Annotated in this window: 15 protein-coding genes; 11 read left to right on the top strand and 4 right to left on the bottom strand. The window is 54.0% G+C overall.

What is annotated here, in order from left to right:
- Positions 1-47 precede the first annotated feature (47 nt).
- Positions 48-695 carry a L,D-transpeptidase family protein gene (locus LG290_RS09555; protein WP_499834628.1) on the top strand — a complete coding sequence of 216 codons (648 nt, stop codon included), beginning with the start codon at positions 48-50 and terminating at the stop codon, positions 693-695.
- A 208-nt stretch (positions 696-903) separates the two neighbouring features.
- Positions 904-1,167 carry an Lpp/OprI family alanine-zipper lipoprotein gene (locus LG290_RS09550; protein ID WP_160418706.1) on the top strand — a complete coding sequence of 88 codons (264 nt, stop codon included), beginning with the start codon at positions 904-906 and terminating at the stop codon, positions 1,165-1,167.
- Between the two features lie 88 nt (positions 1,168-1,255).
- Here LG290_RS09550 and LG290_RS09545 read toward each other — a convergent pair whose 3' ends face one another.
- Together LG290_RS09545 and mfd are read right to left on the bottom strand one after the other, a co-directional pair.
- Positions 1,256-2,401: a L,D-transpeptidase family protein gene (locus tag LG290_RS09545; protein ID WP_499834627.1), complete on the bottom strand. Its 1,146-nt coding sequence runs from the start codon at positions 2,399-2,401 to the stop codon at positions 1,256-1,258.
- A gap of 191 nt (positions 2,402-2,592) precedes the next feature.
- Positions 2,593-6,042 carry a transcription-repair coupling factor gene (mfd, locus tag LG290_RS09540; RefSeq protein WP_499834626.1) on the bottom strand — a complete coding sequence of 1,150 codons (3,450 nt, stop codon included), beginning with the start codon at positions 6,040-6,042 and terminating at the stop codon, positions 2,593-2,595.
- Between the two features lie 303 nt (positions 6,043-6,345).
- Here mfd and LG290_RS09535 point away from each other — a divergent pair, with 303 nt between their 5' ends.
- The 9 genes from LG290_RS09535 to sthA all read left to right on the top strand — a co-directional run bounded on the left by LG290_RS09535 (position 6,346) and on the right by sthA (position 16,082).
- Positions 6,346-7,809 (top strand): glyceraldehyde-3-phosphate dehydrogenase, encoded by a 1,464-nt coding sequence (locus tag LG290_RS09535; RefSeq protein WP_499834625.1) that lies wholly within the window; start codon positions 6,346-6,348, stop codon positions 7,807-7,809.
- A gap of 284 nt (positions 7,810-8,093) precedes the next feature.
- The gene (locus LG290_RS09530) at positions 8,094-9,443 is read left to right on the top strand and encodes a Na(+)-translocating NADH-quinone reductase subunit A (RefSeq protein ID WP_499834624.1); all 1,350 of its coding nucleotides are present in this window, start codon (positions 8,094-8,096) and stop codon (positions 9,441-9,443) included.
- Positions 9,443-10,669 (top strand): NADH:ubiquinone reductase (Na(+)-transporting) subunit B, encoded by a 1,227-nt coding sequence (locus LG290_RS09525; RefSeq protein WP_160418701.1) that lies wholly within the window; start codon positions 9,443-9,445, stop codon positions 10,667-10,669. The genes LG290_RS09530 and LG290_RS09525 overlap by 1 nt, the downstream gene beginning before the upstream one ends.
- Complete coding sequence (locus LG290_RS09520) at positions 10,669-11,505, top strand: Na(+)-translocating NADH-quinone reductase subunit C (protein WP_499834623.1); 837 nt, start codon at positions 10,669-10,671, stop codon at positions 11,503-11,505. The genes LG290_RS09525 and LG290_RS09520 overlap by 1 nt, the downstream gene beginning before the upstream one ends.
- A gap of 2 nt (positions 11,506-11,507) precedes the next feature.
- The gene (locus LG290_RS09515; RefSeq protein WP_499834622.1) at positions 11,508-12,176 is read left to right on the top strand and encodes an NADH:ubiquinone reductase (Na(+)-transporting) subunit D; all 669 of its coding nucleotides are present in this window, start codon (positions 11,508-11,510) and stop codon (positions 12,174-12,176) included.
- Between the two features lies 1 nt (position 12,177).
- Positions 12,178-12,795 (top strand): NADH:ubiquinone reductase (Na(+)-transporting) subunit E, encoded by a 618-nt coding sequence (nqrE, locus tag LG290_RS09510; RefSeq protein ID WP_499834621.1) that lies wholly within the window; start codon positions 12,178-12,180, stop codon positions 12,793-12,795.
- A 69-nt stretch (positions 12,796-12,864) separates the two neighbouring features.
- Entirely contained in the window at positions 12,865-14,097 is a 1,233-nt protein-coding gene (nqrF, locus tag LG290_RS09505; protein ID WP_160418697.1) for an NADH:ubiquinone reductase (Na(+)-transporting) subunit F, read from the top strand.
- A gap of 210 nt (positions 14,098-14,307) precedes the next feature.
- Positions 14,308-14,565 carry a (Na+)-NQR maturation NqrM gene (gene nqrM / locus LG290_RS09500; protein ID WP_114486991.1) on the top strand — a complete coding sequence of 86 codons (258 nt, stop codon included), beginning with the start codon at positions 14,308-14,310 and terminating at the stop codon, positions 14,563-14,565.
- 125 nt (positions 14,566-14,690) lie between these two features.
- The gene (gene sthA, locus LG290_RS09495; protein ID WP_499834620.1) at positions 14,691-16,082 is read left to right on the top strand and encodes a Si-specific NAD(P)(+) transhydrogenase; all 1,392 of its coding nucleotides are present in this window, start codon (positions 14,691-14,693) and stop codon (positions 16,080-16,082) included.
- On the opposite strand, the gene LG290_RS09490 is transcribed toward sthA, so the two are convergent.
- Positions 16,079-17,320, bottom strand: a complete 1,242-nt coding sequence (locus tag LG290_RS09490; RefSeq protein ID WP_499834619.1) for a GGDEF domain-containing protein — start codon at positions 17,318-17,320, stop codon at positions 16,079-16,081. The genes sthA and LG290_RS09490 overlap by 4 nt on opposite strands.
- Complete coding sequence (locus LG290_RS09485; RefSeq protein WP_499834617.1) at positions 17,317-17,862, bottom strand: hypothetical protein; 546 nt, start codon at positions 17,860-17,862, stop codon at positions 17,317-17,319. Before LG290_RS09485 ends, LG290_RS09490 begins: the two co-directional genes overlap by 4 nt.
- Positions 17,863-17,869: the final 7 nt, after the last annotated feature.

The following is a 17,869-nucleotide window of genomic DNA, read 5'->3' as shown; positions in this document are numbered from 1 at the left end:
CTGAAATGAATGCTCGGCCCGGCGCCGAATGATGCTTGAGAGCTCTCATGAAACTTTTTACCCGTCGCCATTTCATTGGCTTGACCTTGGGATTGCCCTTCGTGGCACAGGCTTCTACCACGGATGGTTTCTCATCAAGAAACCTTTCAGGGGATGGCACTCCGGATTTAATCGAAACGTTACTGACGCGAGCGCCTGTGCCACGTCATACCGATGAGCTCTGGGTATTGGTCGATGATAAAGAAGCCGCCCTGAGTATCTACCGAGGCAACGTCCTGATGGAGCGCTTCGCTCCGATATCCTTGGGACGAGGCGGGGCCAAGACTCAACGAATGCGTGGTGACAATGCGACCCCTATGGGTGAGTTCCGAGTCGATCGCTTCAACCATGCTAGCCAATGGCATATTTTTATTGGTATTGATTATCCTACGCCCACACATGCCCAAATGGCGCTACAGACAGGGCTTTATACTCAGCAAGATTATGACCAATACTTTGATTTTTATCGGCGCCATAGGTCTCCTCCTCAAGATACGGTATTAGGAGGGGCGATTGGGATCCATGGTCTTGGAAAGGCGGACCCCGATATCCATGATCGTTTTCACTGGACCCAAGGATGCGTGGCGTTGACCAATTCCCAAATTGAACGGCTTACGGAATTGGTAGACGTTGGCACTCGCGTCGTGATCCGCTAAGCTGGTGACCAGAAAGGATGTTCAGCTTTGAACATAAGTATGGACAAGCGCTGTGGTCTATAATAAAACAGTGTTTGACTCATGCTGCCTCGCAGCACAAGTCGCTGCAAATGAACCTGCAACGCAGGTAGACAAGATGAGGTTGTAACTTTAGGCTTATCTTGCCGTGCCATTTTTCGTAGTACCAAGGAATATCAAGGAGAACACTATGACTTTGAAGACAACTCTGAAGATGACTGCCGCTGCCGCTTCACTGGCAATCCTGGCCGGTTGTGCTTCTACCAGTGCGCTGGAAGAAGTTCGCATGACTGCAGAATCTGCGCAGGCAGATGCTGCTGAAGCACGTAGCATGGCTTCTCAGGCAATGAACACTGCAAATCAGGCGCAGCGTGACGCACAATCTGCCCTGCAGATGTCTGAGCAGAACCGTGAAGAAATGAACCGCATGTTCCAGCGTTCCATGCAGAAGTAATTCTGCTTGGCGCCGCCTTTCCTTTACAGGAAATGCGGTCGTTGCTGAAAAATAAAAAACCCCGCCGAGGCGGGGTTTTTTTGTGCTTTCACTCTTCTTCTGTTTCAGCTTCGTTGTCGGTTTGTTGCAAGGTACTGAGTTCCAGATCGGAAAACAGGCTATCCGCGTCAAAAATAGGCGCGGTGGGCTTGGCAGGCTCTTGGGATACGAGTAAAGGCACGAGGTCACCACCGGGATTTTCGATGGCCTTGCGCACCTTGGCGTAATCCACGCTGACCTGGGCCTCTTCGGTGAGCTGAGCGATCATGTCCAGTGCTTCGATCAAGGGTTCGAAGTTGCCTATGTTCTCTTCCAACTGGGGGAAGGATTGACCATAGAGGTTACCGTCCGCCGACCAGCCCGCCTTGAAAGGGGCGTCGATCAGATTGACTTTTGTACCACTGGGCAGACGTTCATAAAGTGACTCGATATCTTCTGGATACATGCGAATACAGCCACGGCTGACACGCATGCCTACTCCATCGGGTCGGTTGGTGCCATGAATCAGGTAGCTGGGCATATCCAGCAGTATCGCATGACGCCCCAATGGGTTGTCTGGACCTGCAGGGACGATAGACGGAGCCGGTTCACCTCGTTCAGCAGCCTCACGACGCATGGAGGAAGGCGGCGCCCAGGCGGGATCCTTGACTTTGATGGTGGTCTTGGTCAGGCCTACGGGGGTGGCGAATTCATCGCGACCGACGCTGACTGGGTAGCTTTCCACGATGTCAGGATTATCGGCCGGATAATAATAAAGGCGTAATTCCGACAAATTAATGACGACACCCTCGCGCGGGGCGGGAGGCAGGATATATTGCGCAGGAATGACCACCTCGGTGCCCAGCCCCGGAACCCAGAGACTCACATCCGGATTGGCCATGCGCATCTCTTCGTAACCGATGTTGTGGCGTCTGGCGATATCGATCAACGTCTCTTCCGGGTCTTTCACGGTGATAGTGTAGCGTTCACCAATGACATCGCCGTTTTCCGGTAATTTGAAGTGACCACGCGGCAACTCATCGGGCGAGACTGCTTCCAGAGCGCTTTGCTGAGCCTCTTGGGTGATGGCGGGCGTATCAGTATCTTCGCTTTTTTCACTGGGCGTTTGTGCGCTAACCGGCTGTGCCAAGCTGGCGACAAGCATTACGGCAAGGCTGGTATAGCCCCAGTGAGTGAGGATATAAGGTGTCTTCATTGATTTGCGCGGGATACCCTCGGCTTCAACTCGCCGAGGGAAGAGATGGCGCGGCATGCGTCAGCGCGCCACGGCCATGCTTCCCGTTCCTCCTTGCGTGTATTGGATGAATGCCCTTGCGGGCCTTATGAGGTGGTCTAGCGTCTACAGCGCTCTGACCACCGCTGTATGTGACAAGTTTGCCCGAGGGGTCAGGCTGCTGCTACTTTTTGATTCAGTCGATCGAGTAATTGTTCCACGGCGGTAAAGCGTGCCTCGGCGGTTTGCATGGGAATTTCAAAGCGTAAGGTATCGGCACCGTCTAGCCGGTAATGCTGAGGCGCTTTCTGGATCAGGTTGACCAGGGTCAAAGGGTCCACTTGGGTGTGATGCTCGAAAATAACCCGTCCCCGCGTTTCGCCTGCTTCCAGGCGAGAAACCCCCAGTTGCTCGGCCTTGTGGCGCAGCCGGGTTTGGCGCATCAGGGTTTTGACCGGTGTAGGCAACAGGCCGAAACGGTCGATTAGCTCGACCTGAAGTTCCCTGAGTTGAGCGTCGTTATCACTACTGGCGATACGCTTGTACATCACCAGCCGTTGCTGAACGTCATGAATATAGTCATCGGGAATCAGGGCGGGTAAGTTGAGGCTGATTTCCACCCCGGCGCTGAAGGGCGCATCGATGTTGGGAGTCTTCCCGGCCCGGATCGCTTTCACCGCTCGATCCAGCATTTCCATGTAAAGCGTGTAGCCGATGGTTTCCATCTGGCCGCTTTGCTCATCGCCCAGCAGTTCTCCGGCACCGCGGATTTCCATGTCGTGGCTGGCAAGCGTGAAGCCGGCGCCGAGGTCATCCGAGGCGCTGATGGCTTCCAGCCGTTTGATGGCATCGCGCGTCATGGCCTTGGGAGGCGGGGTAAGGAGGTAGGCGTAGGCTTGATGGTGGCTGCGCCCGACCCGGCCGCGTAGCTGATGAAGCTGGGCCAAGCCGAATTTATCGGCCCGTTCGATCAGGATGGTATTGGCCGTGGGTACATCGATACCGGTTTCGATAATGGTTGAACATACCAGGACGTTAAAGCGGCGATGATAAAAGTCCGACATGACGCGTTCCAGGCTGCGCTCGGGCAGCTGGCCGTGAGCCACCGCAACGCGCGCGTCTGGCACCAAGTCACGAACTTTCTCGGCAGCGTTTTCAATCGTCTTGACTTCATTATGCAGAAAGTAAACCTGCCCGCCACGCAGCAACTCACGGAGTAGCGCTTCCTTGATCACAGCGTCATCACGTTGCTGGACAAACGTCTTGACGGAAAGGCGTCGGGCGGGGGGGGTGGCAATGATGGAAAGATCGCGAATGCCGCTCATGGCCATGTTCAAGGTGCGGGGGATCGGGGTGGCCGTCAGGGTGAGAATATCCACTTCAGCGCGCAGGGTTTTCAGCTTTTCCTTCTGTGTCACCCCGAAGCGGTGCTCTTCGTCAATGATCAGCAGTCCCATCTTGGGTAACTCGACACTCTTGGAGAGCAGTTTATGAGTGCCAATCACAATATCGGTTTGCCCATTCTTGATCCGTTCAAGGGCCTTGTTCATGTCCTTGCCGCCGGTGAAGCGCGAAATCAGCTCAAGATTGACAGCGGTATCGGCAAAGCGATCGCGGAAATTCTCGAAATGCTGGCGCGCCAGCAGGGTGGTGGGCACCAACACCACCACCTGGCGACCCGACTGTACCGCGAGAAAGGCGGCACGCATGGCGACTTCGGTCTTGCCGAAGCCGACATCACCACACACCACGCGATCCATGGGTTGTGGTGAGGTCATGTCCTGGATGACAGCTTCGATAGCGGCATGTTGATCGGGTGTTTCCTCGAAAGGAAAGCTGGCAGCAAAGCGGACGTATTCCTCTCCAGGGGCTTCGTAAACGACACCTTGCTGTGCTTCGCGACGGGCGTAAACATCCAGCAGTTCAGCAGCAGTATCACGGATTTTTTCAGCCGCTTTCTTGCGCGCCTTTTCCCATTGTTCCGAGCCGAGTTTGTGGAGTGGCGCCGACTCATCGTCGGCTCCCGCGTAGCGCGAAATCAGATGAAGGCTGTCGACCGGTACATAAAGTTTGGCTGCGTCGGCATATTCCAGAGCAAGAAACTCGGCCGCCTGACCCCCGGTTTCCAGCGTTTCCAGCCCTAAATAACGCCCCACACCGTGAGCTTGATGGACCACCGGCGCGCCGGGGCGAAGCTCTGAAAGATGGCGCACGGCAAAGGCGTTTTCATCGGTGGTTTTCTCTCGCCGACGGCTCTGGCGTACCACGTCACCAAACAGTTCGGTTTCGCTGATAACGGCTATATCGGGCGACTCAAGCCATAATCCGCTATCGATCTGACCTTCAGTAATCGCGAGAGGGCTCTCGCTTTCCAGAAACTGAGCGAACGAGTCGACGTGAGGTAGCTTTAAATGCAGCGGCGCCAAGGTTTCTTCCAGTGCTTCACGACGGCCACGAGACTCTGCGACAAACAGGGCGCGTGTCTTGGGGTGTTCTTCGAGAAAACCTTGTAATGCGGCAAGAGGTGCCTTGGCACGAGCGTTGATAGCAACTTGTGGGGGTATTTTTGCTGCAGGGGTCTGAGCATGGCGGTTTTGTGTATCTTGGGTCAGCTCGATACGAGGGTGCTGCTTGATTTCGGCAAAAACATCACTGACCGGCAAAAACGCACGATGTGGCGGCAATAAGGGGCGGGTGGGATCGACACCCAGATTGGCATAGCGGTTTTCGATCGATAACCAGTGATGTTCGGCAGCCTCGAACACGCCGGGCAGCAAGGCAACGCGAGTACCCGGGGTGAGATGTTCGAACAGCGAGGCTGTCTGCTCGAAAAACAGGGGTAAATACTGTTCGAGACCGGGAGAGGGAATGCCTTTGCGAGCGTCATTATATAATGGACATTGGCGAGGATCGACATCGAACAGCGTTTCAAAGTTTTCCCGAAAACAGGCAATGGCACTGCGGGAAAGCGAATATTCCTGAGCAGGCAACAACTCAAGACGCTCGATCTTGTCGGTGGAGCGTTGTGTGCCGGGATCGAAATAACGCAGGGTATCGATTTCATCATCGAATAGATCAATACGAATCGGCTGCTCGCTGCCCATGGGGTAGAGATCTATCAATGCGCCGCGCAGGGCATATTCGCCGGGCTCATAGACGGTTTCCACCGCACGATAACCGGCGCGGGAAAGGGATTCGCGAAAGTGCTCTCGGTTGAGCTCGGTGCCTACCTCGAGCTGCATGACGCGTCCGGCGATATAGTCGACCGGCGGCAGACGCTGCATCAGGGTATTGATAGGTACCAGTACAATGCCGCGCACGCCATCCTGGAGCTGGCGCAAGGTCCTCAGGCGTGCCGAAATGATGTCCTGATGGGGCGAAAAGCTGTCATAAGGCAGAATTTCCCAATCAGGAAAAGGCAGCACCGGGACCTGACTGTAAAATGCCAGGTCTTGCCCAAGCCGCTGAGTGCTGGCGGTGTCTGGCGTGATCACCAGTAACGGCCCGGACTGCGCCGCACGGGCCAAGCCCAGCGCGGTGGCACTGCCTGGAGGGGCCTGCCAATACAAGGTGTCACGGGTGCCTTGGGGTTCAGGCGGTTGGAGCAAAGAGAATGTCGTCATGATGGCAGTATCGGCTTGCGCTGAAACGGAAAGGTGATGATACACGATGAAGGCTTTTACGGCAGAGCGAGCATGAGCCGTATGTAATGCCGCGCGGTAGGAGCCGAGCGACCAAAAAGAAGAAAAGCGGTAGATAGTGGAAAAATAAAGCTAGGCTACAAGAGGAATCCGAGTGCCGAAAAAACGTTTATGTAATCCCCCTACATGGGCTGCGACTATCAAGCGATTGCGGCTTGGGCGTCTGGCCGGGATAATAGCCACTAACTACGTTACTTATCTCTTCATTGAACAAAGAGGCCGCACGTGAGTCAGCAAACTCTCGACAACGTTTTTCAGGAATGGCAAAGCAACGAAGCACTGGCTGAACAGATGATTCCCCTGTTGGGTCGACTATATCGCCAGAATAATATCGTCGCCACCATATTTGGGCGTTCGCTGATCAATCGGTCGGTCATTCGTATTCTCAAGAATCATCGCTTCGTGCGTAAAGTGGAAGGTACCGAGCTTTCCGTTCAGGATACCTATCCGATCATCAAGGCAATGAGCGAGCTTGACCTCGGCCCGGCACATGTCGATGTTGGCAAACTTGGGGTCGCCTTCAAGAACCAGGGCGGCGGTGATGTAGAAGCCTTCTTGCGCAAGGAACTTCATGAGATCATCGATGGCTACCGCCCGGGTGCCAGCACCGGCGAGCCGAAAGACGTGGTGCTTTACGGTTTTGGGCGTATCGGCCGTTTGTTGGCACGCATCATGGTGGATAAGGCTGGGGGCGGTAACCTGCTGCGTTTGCGTGCCATCGTGGTGCGTGGCCGAGGCGATGTGGCAAAAGACCTGGAAAAACGCGCAAGCCTGTTGCGCCGTGATTCCGTGCATGGAGCCTTTAACGGTACCATCAGTATGGATGCCGAGGCTCGCACGCTCACGGTCAACGGTAATGTGATCCAGGTGATTTATGCCGATTCTCCCAGCGAAATCGATTACACCGATTACGGTATCGACAACGCCGTGGTGGTAGATAATACCGGTATGTGGCGTGATGAAGCGGGCCTGGGGCAGCACCTTGAATGCAAAGGTGTTTCCAAGGCGTTGCTGACAGCACCAGGCAAGGGCGATATTAAGAATATCGTGTTCGGCATCAATCACGGTGATATCAGCGAAGACGATCGCATCCTGTCAGCGGCTTCTTGTACCACCAATGCCATCGTGCCGGTACTGAAAGTATTGAACGACGAATATGGCGTGGTTACAGGGCACGTGGAAACCGTTCATGCTTATACCAACGACCAGAACCTGATAGATAACTATCATAAAGGTGATCGTCGTGGCCGCAGTGCGGCGCTTAACATGGTATTGACCGAAACCGGTGCGGCCAGTGCGGCGGCCAAGGCCTTGCCTGAGCTTGCCGGCAAGCTGACGGGCAATGCCATCCGGGTGCCGATCCCCAACGTTTCCATGGCGATACTCAATCTGACCTTGGAAAAAGGCACCGATGTCGAAGGGCTCAACGACTACCTGCGCCGCATGTCGATTGATTCGGCCTATCAGAAGCAGATTGATTTCGTGGATTCCGCAGAAGTCGTTTCTTCGGATTTCGTGGGGAACCGTCATGCGGGTATCGTCGATGCCAAGGCCACCATTACCAATGGTAAACATGCCGTCGTTTATGTGTGGTACGACAACGAATTCGGTTATAGCTGCCAGGTGGTCCGTATCCTTCAGCAGATGTCCAATGTAAGTTTCCTGAAGTTGCCACGAGCTGCGGCCTGAGTATGTTCTCGCCCTCATTGTCAACGTCGTGTTGCAGTAGATAAAAGCACGCCACCCGAGGGTGGCGTGCTTTTTTTAAAGCTGAACACCGCGATATAGCACTTTTGGCGACCCCTTGGGATGTGGTCATTGGACGCGCTTATCTTTATAATACGGTGGATTTTTCGGGGTGGTTCGAGCGGGGCTCGGGCTGAACTTGTAACAATCTTTAGAAATAAACTAAGGATTCGAATTTATTCGAATTTCTCACCTTCGTATATCCGATCCATCAACTGGGCGAGACTATGATCGAAGTCAAAAAAGGCCTGGATCTCCCCATCACGGGAGCGCCCGAGCAGCGTATCGAAGATGCGCGACCTGTGCGCCACGTGGCAATCCTGGGTACTGACTATGTCGGCATGAGGCCGACCATGGAAGTGCAGGAAGGGGAAAAGGTCAAACTGGGGCAGCTACTCTTCACCGACAAGAAAATCGAAGGTGTGCGTTTTACCGCACCGGCCGGTGGTGAAGTCGTTGCTATCAACCGTGGCGAAAAACGTAAATTGCTATCCGTGGTCATCAAGGTGGATGAAAGTGAAGAGGCCGTCACTTTCACTACACACGGACGCAACGCATTAGAGGGTCTTGAGCGACAGACAGTCGTGGATCAACTGGTGGAATCAGGATTGTGGACGGCACTACGCACGCGTCCTTTTTCCCGAACGCCGGCCATTGATAGCGCCCCGGCGGATATCTTCGTCACCGCTATGGATACGAACCCGCTGAGTCCCGACCCGGCCTTGATCATCAACGAAAACGCCGAGGCGTTTGAAGATGGTCTTAAAGTACTCAGCCGGCTCACCGAAGGAAAAGTTTTCCTGTGTACGTCTCCCGATACCCGGGTTCCCGGCACCGAGGTGAAAGGTGTACAAACGGAAACTTTCTCGGGGCCGCACCCCGCGGGTCTGGTAGGCACCCATATTCACTACTTGTCGCCGGTCGCTCTGCACAGAAAAGTGTGGCATATCGGTTATCAGGACGTGATTGCCTTTGGCAAGCTGTTCATAGACGGCAAGCTGGACACGAGCCGTGTCGTTGCGGTAGGTGGCCCACGAGCCGAAAATCCTCGGTTGCTGCGCACCCGTATCGGGGCGAGCACCGAAGAGCTTCTTGCGGACGAAGTCATTCATCCTGCAGATACCCGCGTGATCTCCGGTTCGGTATTTTCCGGGGCTGCCGCTGAAGGCAAATTGACTTACCTGGGCCGTTTCCATAACCAGATCAGCTTGATCGAGGAGGGCAACAAGCGAGCCTTTCTGGGCTGGCTATCGCTCGGTGTCAAACGCCATTCAATCATGGGTATCTATGTCTCGGCGTTCAAGGGGTTGAAGGATTACGCACCGAATACCTCCACCAACGGTTCCGAACGTGCCATGGTGCCAATCGGCGCGTATGAGGTGGTCATGCCGCTGGACATTCTGGCGACACAGTTACTGCGTACGCTGATCGTGGGCGATATCGAGGTTGGCATGCAACTCGGGTGTCTGGAGTTGGATGAGGAAGACCTCGCGCTCTGTACTTATGTTTGCCCCGGTAAATACGAGTACGGCCCCATCCTGCGTGACAATCTCACCATGATCGAGAAAGAGGCCTGATGATGAGTATTCGACAAAAACTCGACAACATCGAGCCGCACTTTCATCAAGGGGGTAAGTACGAAAAGTACTATCCGCTTTATGAAGCCGTGGACACGATCTTCTATTCACCGCCGAACGTTACCAAGACAACTGCTCACGTGCGTGACGGGATTGATCTCAAGCGGATCATGATCACTGTCTGGTTGTGTACGTTCCCGGCGATGTTCTTCGGTATGTGGAATGCCGGCTGGCAATCCAACATGGCGATCGACGCGGGTTATGCCTCCCTGGGAGGCTGGCGTGAAGCGATCATGATGACCCTGGCGGGCGGCCATGATCCGAGTAACTGGTGGGCCAACTTCGTCCTGGGGGCTACCTACTTCCTGCCGATCTATCTGGTGACGTTCGTCGTGGGTGGTTTCTGGGAAGTATTGTTCGCCATCAAGCGTGGCCACGAAGTCAATGAAGGTTTCTTCGTTACTTCCGTCTTGTTCGCCTTGATCCTGCCGGCCACCATTCCTTTGTGGCAGGTGGCGCTGGGCATCACCTTCGGCGTGGTGATCGGCAAGGAAATTTTCGGCGGTACCGGCAAGAACTTCCTCAACCCGGCATTGACCGGTCGTGCTTTCCTCTACTTTGCTTATCCGGCACAAATTTCCGGTGATGCAGTGTGGGTAGCCGCGGATGGCTATACTGGAGCAACGGCACTGTCGATGGCCTTCCAGCAAGGCATGGCGACCATGACCTCGCAATTCTCCTGGTGGGACGCCTTCCTGGGCTTCATCCCCGGTTCCGTGGGCGAAGTCTCGACCTTGGCTATCCTGATTGGTGCGGTGGTGCTGTTGTGGACACGAATCGCCTCGTGGCGAATCATGCTGGGGGTGTTTCTCGGCATGGTCGCGACCAGCGCGCTATTCAACTTGATCGGCTCCGACACCAACCCGATGTTTTCCATGCCGTGGTATTGGCATCTGGTGACCGGTGGCTTCATCTTTGCTCTGGTGTTCATGGCAACGGATCCGGTGTCCGCATCGATGACCAACCAGGGTCGTTTGATATTTGGCATACTGATCGGGGTCATGACCGTGTTGATTCGTGTGGTCAACCCGGCCTTCCCGGAAGGCATCATGTTGGCGATCTTGTTTGCTAACCTGTTTGCACCGCTGATCGACTACTTCTTTGTTCAGGCCAACATTAAACGTCGCGTTCAACGCACCGGCGTTCCGGCCGAGGAGACTGCCTGATGGCACAGAGCAATAACTCCATCAAGAAGATTCTGATAGTGGCGTTCGCACTGTGTATCGTGTGTTCGGTCATTGTCTCGACGGCTGCGGTGGCATTGCGCCCTCTGCAGCAACTCAACCAGGAACTGGATCGCAAGACCAACATCCTTAGCGTGGCGAATCTCTATGAGCCAGGCACGGATGTGGAAGCCGCTTTCAGTAGTGACGTTACGCCACGTGTCGTTGACATGCGCACAGGCGAGTACACTGATCGGTTCGATCCAGCCACTTTCGATCACTTCAAGGCGGCACGTGATCCGGCAACCGGGCGCACCTTGTCCGGTGAGCGGGACATTGCAGGTCTGTCTCGCGTGGAAAACTTCGCGACGATCTACTTGGTAGGCGATCCGAACGATCCGCAACAGATCATTCTGCCGGTACGCGGCCAGGGCCTGTGGGGTCTGATGCGGGGCTATATGTCCGTGGAAGGCGATGGCAATACCATTATAGGCATCACCTACTATGAACATAGTGAAACCCCCGGACTGGGTGCTGAAGTCAACAATCCGCGCTGGCAGGCTCAGTGGGAAGGTAAAGAAATCTTCCCGGACGAAGACAGTGTGATGCCGGCCATTCGAGTGGCTCGGGGTGCCGGAACAGGCGAGCATGAAGTCGATGGCCTTTCCGGTGCTACCCTGACCAGTAAAGGGGTGACCAACATGGTGCAGTTCTGGTTGAGCCCGGAAGGGTTCGGTGAATATCTGGCCAGATTCCGTGCCGATATCAGCCCGGAAGATGTCCAGGATGTCGAAACCGATCTCGAACCAGAATTCGAACCCGAAACGGAAGGAGCTTAATCATGGCAGATTTAACTCCGAAAGGCGTTCTGGTATCTCCAATCTTCCAGAACAATCCGATTGCTTTGCAGATATTGGGTATCTGTTCGGCGTTGGCCGTTACCACCAGCATGAGCGTATCGCTGGTAATGGCGTTGGCGGTTATCTTCGTCACGGCCTTCGCCAACCTGTTCGTTTCGTTGATCCGGAGTCATATCCCGTCTTCGATCCGGATTATCGTCCAGATGACCATTATCGCCTCTCTGGTTATCGTGGTTGATCAGGTGCTCAAGGCCTATGCCTACGAAATGTCCAAGCAACTGTCGGTTTTCGTCGGTTTGATCATCACCAACTGTATCGTCATGGGGCGTGCCGAAGGCTTCGCCATGAGCAATACACCGGGTATGTCCTTTCTGGACGGTATCGGCAACGGGTTGGGTTATGGTCTGATATTGATGATCGTCGGTTTCTTCCGTGAGCTGCTTGGCTCGGGCAGCGTCTTCGGCTTTACCATCCTGGCGCCGATTCAGGATGGTGGCTGGTATGTTCCCAATGGTTTGATGCTTCTACCACCGTCGGCTTTCTTCATTATCGGGCTGACAATCTGGGTGCTGCGTTCCTTCAATCCGGAGCAGGTGGAAAATAGCGAGTTCGAGATGAAGGAAAACACCAAGCCGAAGGAGGCCGTGTAAAATGGAACACTATCTGAGCCTGTTCGTTGCTTCGGTTTTTGTCGAAAACATGGCCTTGGCCTTTTTCCTGGGCATGTGTACGTTTCTGGCGGTCTCCAAGAAGGTGTCATCGGCTTTCGGCCTGGGTATTGCGGTTATCGTGGTACTCACCATTACCGTGCCGGTCAATAACTTGGTGTTTACCTTCCTGCTACAGGAAGGTGCCCTGACCTGGACCGGTATTGCGGGTACCGAGAATATCGACCTCTCCTTCTTGGGGTTGTTGAGCTATATCGGGGTCATCGCCGCTCTGGTGCAGATCATGGAAATGTTCCTCGACAAGTACGTGCCTGCACTCTACAACGCCCTAGGCGTGTTCCTGCCGCTGATTACCGTCAACTGCGCTATCCTGGGTGGCGTACTGTTCATGGTCGAGCGTAACTATAACTTCGGCGAGTCAGTGGTGTATGGCTTGGGCGCAGGTGTGGGCTGGGCACTGGCTATTACTGCGCTTGCCGGCATTCGCGAAAAATTGAAGTATAGCGATGTGCCGGCCGGCTTGCAGGGCCTGGGCATTACCTTCATCACCGTGGGACTGATGTCTTTGGGCTTCATGTCCTTCTCCGGCATCCAGCTCTAAACGGGGCTTGATTCTCCGGCGACCCCTGGGTCGCTGGGTCAAGAAAACCTCTAGCAATAGGAAACCGACATGGTTGATACAAGTGTCATCTTGCTCGGTGTTGTCATGTTCACTGTGATCGTCATTGGACTGGTCCTGGTGATTCTGGCCGCTCGCAGCAAACTCGTCAGCACCGGGGATGTGACCATCGAGGTCAACGGTGACCCCGAGCACACCCTGAGTACGCAAGCCGGTGGTAAGCTTTTGAACACCCTGGCCGCCAATGGCATTTTCCTCTCATCCGCCTGTGGCGGTGGTGGGTCTTGTGCCCAGTGCAAATGTCGCGTGGAAGAGGGCGGCGGCTCGATTCTACCCACCGAAGAATCCCACTTCACCATGCGTGAAAAGAAGGAAGGCTGGCGTCTTTCCTGCCAGGTTCCGGTGAAGCAGGATATGAAAGTGGAAGTTCCCGAAGAAGTTTTCGGCGTGAAGAAGTGGGAGTGCGAAGTCATCGCCAACCCCAACGTCGCTACCTTCATCAAGGAACTCAACCTCAAGCTGCCTGAAGGCGAGAATGTCGACTTCCGGGCAGGTGGGTATGTGCAACTGGTCGCGCCACCTTACGATATCAAGTTCTCCGATTTTGATATCGAAGAGGAATACCGGGGTGATTGGGAGAAGTTCGGTCTTTTCAAGACTTCCCACAAGAACCAGGAGGAAGTCATCCGTGCCTACTCCATGGCGAACTATCCGGAAGAGCATGGCATCCTCAAGTTCAATATCCGCATCGCGACTCCGCCTCCGGGTACCAATCATCCGCCGGGATTGATGTCGACTTACGTCTTCAATCTCAAGCCGGGCGACAAGATTACCGTCATGGGGCCGTTTGGTGAGTTTTTCGCCAGAGATACCGATGCCGAGATGATCTTCATCGGTGGTGGTGCAGGTATGGCGCCCATGCGTAGCCACATCTTCGATCAGCTCAAACGACTCAAGTCGGATCGCAAGATCACGTTCTGGTACGGTGCTCGTTCCTGGCGTGAAACCTTCTATAACGAAGAATACGATCAGTTGGCGGAAGAGTTCCCGAACTTTGAGTGGCATCTGGCGCTTTCCGATCCTCAGCCGGAAGATAACTGGGAAGGTCCGACAGGATTCATTCATAACGTTTTATATGAGGATTACCTCAAGGACCATCCCGCACCTGAAGATTGCGAATATTATATGTGTGGACCACCCATGATGAATGCCTCGGTGATCAAGTTGTTGCTCGATCTCGGGGTCGAACCGGAAAACATCCTGCTGGATGATTTCGGTGGATAAACTTCCTGCCTTTTAAGGCACTTTGAGGGGCTGGCCATTAGGTCGGCCCCTTTTGCTTGATTCCGCCGACTCCGGGGCGAGACGCAATATCGAATTAACTTTATCCTGGATTCAGGCACTTTCATTGTCACGGTGCTGTCTCCCTATCAGGACATGTTTAAACAGAGCGAGATGGCAAGTCGGATAATGAAGCCATGAAGGAGTGAACAAATGACTATCTGGTTACTGGCGTTGGGTTTCATGTTGCTGATGGTAGCTGCCATGGCAATTGGCGTAATCATGGGCCGTAAGCCTATAGCCGGTTCATGTGGCGGTTTGAACCAGCTGGGTTTGAAGGATGGCTGCGATATCTGTGGCGGCAAGGACGAGGTCTGTGAAGAAGAAAACCGCAAGCGCGGTAGCAGCGCCCGTCGGAGTAGCGATGAGAGCCGGGGTGCGGATTTAGGCTATGATGCCACTCGCCGTTGATACGCCTAAAACGGCAGCATCGTTACTGAAAAGCAGTGTTTAAGCAAAAAAAAGCGAGCAATGTTCAGTGCTCTGCGCTGAGCATTAGCTTCGCATGTGTCAAGGAACAAGGAGATGCCTGGATTATGGCAGTACATACTTATGATGTCGTGGTAATCGGCACCGGTCCTGCCGGTGAAAGTGCCGCCATCAATGCCGCCAAGCATGGCATGCGGGTTGCGATTGTCGAAAAACAAACGCAAGTGGGCGGTAACTGCACGCATTGGGGCACAATTCCTTCAAAGGCCTTGCGTCACCAGGTCAAGCAGATCATGGCGTTCAATACCAACCCCATGTTTCGTGATATCGGTGAGCCGCGCTGGTTTTCCTTCCCAAAGGTAATGGAACATTCGCGCGTCACTATCGACAAGCAGGTCGAGATGCGTAGCCGTTTCTATGCCCGCAATCGTATCGATTTATTCAACGGTGTGGCGCGTTTCAAGGATGAACACACGTTACTGGTACGCGACCGCCAGGAAGGTATGGAAGAGCTGGTGGCCAAGAAAATCGTGATTGCCACCGGTTCCCGTCCTTATCGCCCCGCTGATATCAATTTTCGACATCCGCGTCTGTACTGCTCGGACACCATTCTCAGCCTGTCTCATACCCCACGTACCTTGATCATTTTCGGTGCGGGTGTGATTGGCTGTGAATATGCCTCGATTTTTTCGGGGCTCGGGGTCAAGGTCGACTTGATCAACAATCGTGACAGCCTGTTGTCCTTCCTGGACGACGAGATTAGTGACGCCCTGTCCTATCATCTGCGCAAGCACGGCGTTCTGATTCGCCACAATGAAGAATACGAGCGAGTTGAAGGGGACGAGTCCGGGGTTATCGTCTACTTGAAGTCCGGCAAGAAGTTACGCGCGGATGCGTTTCTATGGGCTAATGGTCGCACGGGAAATACCGACAGCCTGGGACTTGAAAACATCGGCTTGGAAGCCAACGGGCGTGGTCAGTTGCATGTGGACGAGCATTACCGTACAGCAATACCGCATATTTATGCCGCCGGTGACGTTATCGGTTGGCCGAGCCTTGCCAGTGCCGCTTATGATCAAGGGCTGAATTCTTCCAACGAGTTGCTGGAAAAAGACTATCGCTACGTAACCGAAGTGCCGACCGGGATTTATACCATCCCTGAAATCAGCTCCTTCGGCCCCAATGAGCGTGAGCTTACCGAGGCCAAAGTGCCTTACGAAGTGGCTCAGGCGTTCTTCAAGGATACCGCCAGAGCGCAGATCACCGGCGATACCATCGGCATGCTCAAGATATTGTTCCATCAGGATACGCTGGAGATTCTGGGGATTCATTGCTTTGGTGACCAGGCCTCGGAAATCGTACATATCGGCCAGGCAATCATGCAACAGAAAGGAGAGGCGAATTCGCTCAACTATTTCGTCAATACTACCTTCAACTATCCCACCATGGCGGAAGCGTATCGCGTTGCCGCCCAAAATGGCTTGAGTCGAGTTTTCTAGGTTTCCTTTACGTTTTTCAAGACAGATGTGGCAAAGTAAGGCTTTGGCTTCTCAGCGTTACTCGTGTGGAAATTGTCACTTCCCTCCATATGGACGGGGGGAAGGACCACATCAACTCGGTTGCGACCGGTTTCCTTGGCCTGATAGAGCGCCTGGTCCGCCAAGGAATACAGCTGCTCGAATGTTTGTTGACCCGATGCGGTGGTGGTCAAGCCGATACTTACTGTTATGTGTAGCCCAGCAGTAACACAGTCTAGCTCAAGGCTTGCCACTTCCTGTCGGATACGCATCGCCACACATTTCGCTTCTTCCAAGGAAGTATTCGGCATCAACAGGCAAAATTCCTCCCCCCCAATTCGCGCCAATGTATCCGATTGACGGCACAGTGACTCAATACAGCCTGTAATTAAGCGCAGGACTTCGTCTCCGGCCGGGTGACCATAGGTGTCGTTGACATGCTTGAAATAATCCAGGTCCAGTATCATCAGGCTAAGGGGATGGTGCTGACGTTGGGCATTAGCTAACTGGGTGGTGGCGATGGAAACGAGATAGCGGCGGTTTTTCAGTCCGGTCAACTCATCGGTCAGCATCAACTTATGCATCTTGTTGCGCTGTCGTTGCAGGTTTATCACCGCGGCAAACAAGCTAGCCGTCATGACTAAAACAAAAAGTATCAAAGGTATTACAGCCCGCGTCAGTTGTTGTGTGACCCGATACTGTTCTCCAGCGGCTGCATGGACGGCATTATTGAGCTCGCTGTATATCCATGCCATGTTGACCTCCATTTCCATACCCAGTTGCTGAAGGGGTTTCAGAAAGGAGGGGTCATGAATGGATTGCAGGGCGAGGCGTTCGAGCTTGGGTAGCTGACTTTCCAGTAATTTGAAATCATCGTTGAGGTAGCTTACATGGGGTTCCAGCAAGGGATGATGGCTGATGCTGTTCTGAATTCCTTCAAGATTGCGCTCTGCCAACCAAAGGAAATGATTGATCTGGGGTAAATGTACAGATACCGGGTTTGCCATAAATACGCCAAGTACCTGGTCGAGTTGGCTGTTCTGCTGTTGAGCACGTACTACGTCTCCGACCATGGCGGTATAGTCGGTGCCCACCTGTTGGCGAGCATGATTGACATAAACCCCAATGACGATGGCGGCTATGCCTGCCATGACGGCAAAGCCTGTTACCAAGCGCCAGCGTGAAAAGAAATGATCCTTATCTTCAAGGAAAATATTCATTGCCGCCGCACCTCACGAACAGCCCAGATCCAGCGTGCGTATGGCAGTATTCCAGTAAGCACCGCTTCAGCATCCTCTGGGGCTATCAGCAACAGCGGCCCTAGCTGCTCCCGGCTAAGGGGATCTCCATTTAACCGGGTCACTAGAAGATAGCGTGTTTTTTGACGTTCCGCGGCACTGAGAAAGACACTGTAATCATCCTGGGCAATGAACCGCACCCGATCTTCGGGCTGGATGCCCTGGTCTTCAAGGAAGGCATCTAGCCAAACCCCTGTAAAACGACCTTCCGGTCCTTCCGGATGCTGCATATCTACGTCGTATAGGGGCGTAGTTTCGATGTCTGCCAACGATAGCCAGTGTTGATCATGGCCGATCACCATTTTTAGAGTCAGGCTGTGCTCGGTAGAAGGAGCAAGAGGGCTGGAGGTCGCCTCGGCAGCGTGAGCGGAAGTCACCATGCTTCCCATTGCACCAAAAGTAACTATCAATAGGCCACTAATGTAGCGGTGGCAATAGTAGAAAAAAAATGGCGCAATGGACATTATCGGT

Source organism: Halomonas sediminis, assembly GCF_044871105.1.
Lineage (GTDB): Bacteria > Pseudomonadota > Gammaproteobacteria > Pseudomonadales > Halomonadaceae > Vreelandella > Vreelandella zhuhanensis.
Note: the sequence above shows the minus strand (reverse complement) of the source record. Positions and strands in the feature narration are given on the sequence as shown.

Excerpts from the sequence above, each read along its gene's own strand:
- LG290_RS09525 (WP_160418701.1), top strand. The coding sequence starts at position 9,443 with ATGATGAGTATTCGACAAAAACTCGACAACATCGAGCCGCACTTTCAT.
- LG290_RS09515 (WP_499834622.1), top strand. The coding sequence starts at position 11,508 with ATGGCAGATTTAACTCCGAAAGGCGTTCTGGTATCTCCAATCTTCCAG.
- mfd (WP_499834626.1), bottom strand. The coding sequence starts at position 6,042 with ATGACGACATTCTCTTTGCTCCAACCGCCTGAACCCCAAGGCACCCGT.
- LG290_RS09555 (WP_499834628.1), top strand. The coding sequence starts at position 48 with ATGAAACTTTTTACCCGTCGCCATTTCATTGGCTTGACCTTGGGATTG.
- LG290_RS09545 (WP_499834627.1), bottom strand. The coding sequence starts at position 2,401 with ATGAAGACACCTTATATCCTCACTCACTGGGGCTATACCAGCCTTGCC.
- nqrM (WP_114486991.1), top strand. The coding sequence starts at position 14,308 with ATGACTATCTGGTTACTGGCGTTGGGTTTCATGTTGCTGATGGTAGCT.
- LG290_RS09520 (WP_499834623.1), top strand. The coding sequence starts at position 10,669 with ATGGCACAGAGCAATAACTCCATCAAGAAGATTCTGATAGTGGCGTTC.
- LG290_RS09530 (WP_499834624.1), top strand. The coding sequence starts at position 8,094 with ATGATCGAAGTCAAAAAAGGCCTGGATCTCCCCATCACGGGAGCGCCC.
- sthA (WP_499834620.1), top strand. The coding sequence starts at position 14,691 with ATGGCAGTACATACTTATGATGTCGTGGTAATCGGCACCGGTCCTGCC.
- LG290_RS09550 (WP_160418706.1), top strand. The coding sequence starts at position 904 with ATGACTTTGAAGACAACTCTGAAGATGACTGCCGCTGCCGCTTCACTG.
- LG290_RS09490 (WP_499834619.1), bottom strand. The coding sequence starts at position 17,320 with ATGAATATTTTCCTTGAAGATAAGGATCATTTCTTTTCACGCTGGCGC.
- nqrF (WP_160418697.1), top strand. The coding sequence starts at position 12,865 with ATGGTTGATACAAGTGTCATCTTGCTCGGTGTTGTCATGTTCACTGTG.
- LG290_RS09485 (WP_499834617.1), bottom strand. The coding sequence starts at position 17,862 with ATGTCCATTGCGCCATTTTTTTTCTACTATTGCCACCGCTACATTAGT.
- nqrE (WP_499834621.1), top strand. The coding sequence starts at position 12,178 with ATGGAACACTATCTGAGCCTGTTCGTTGCTTCGGTTTTTGTCGAAAAC.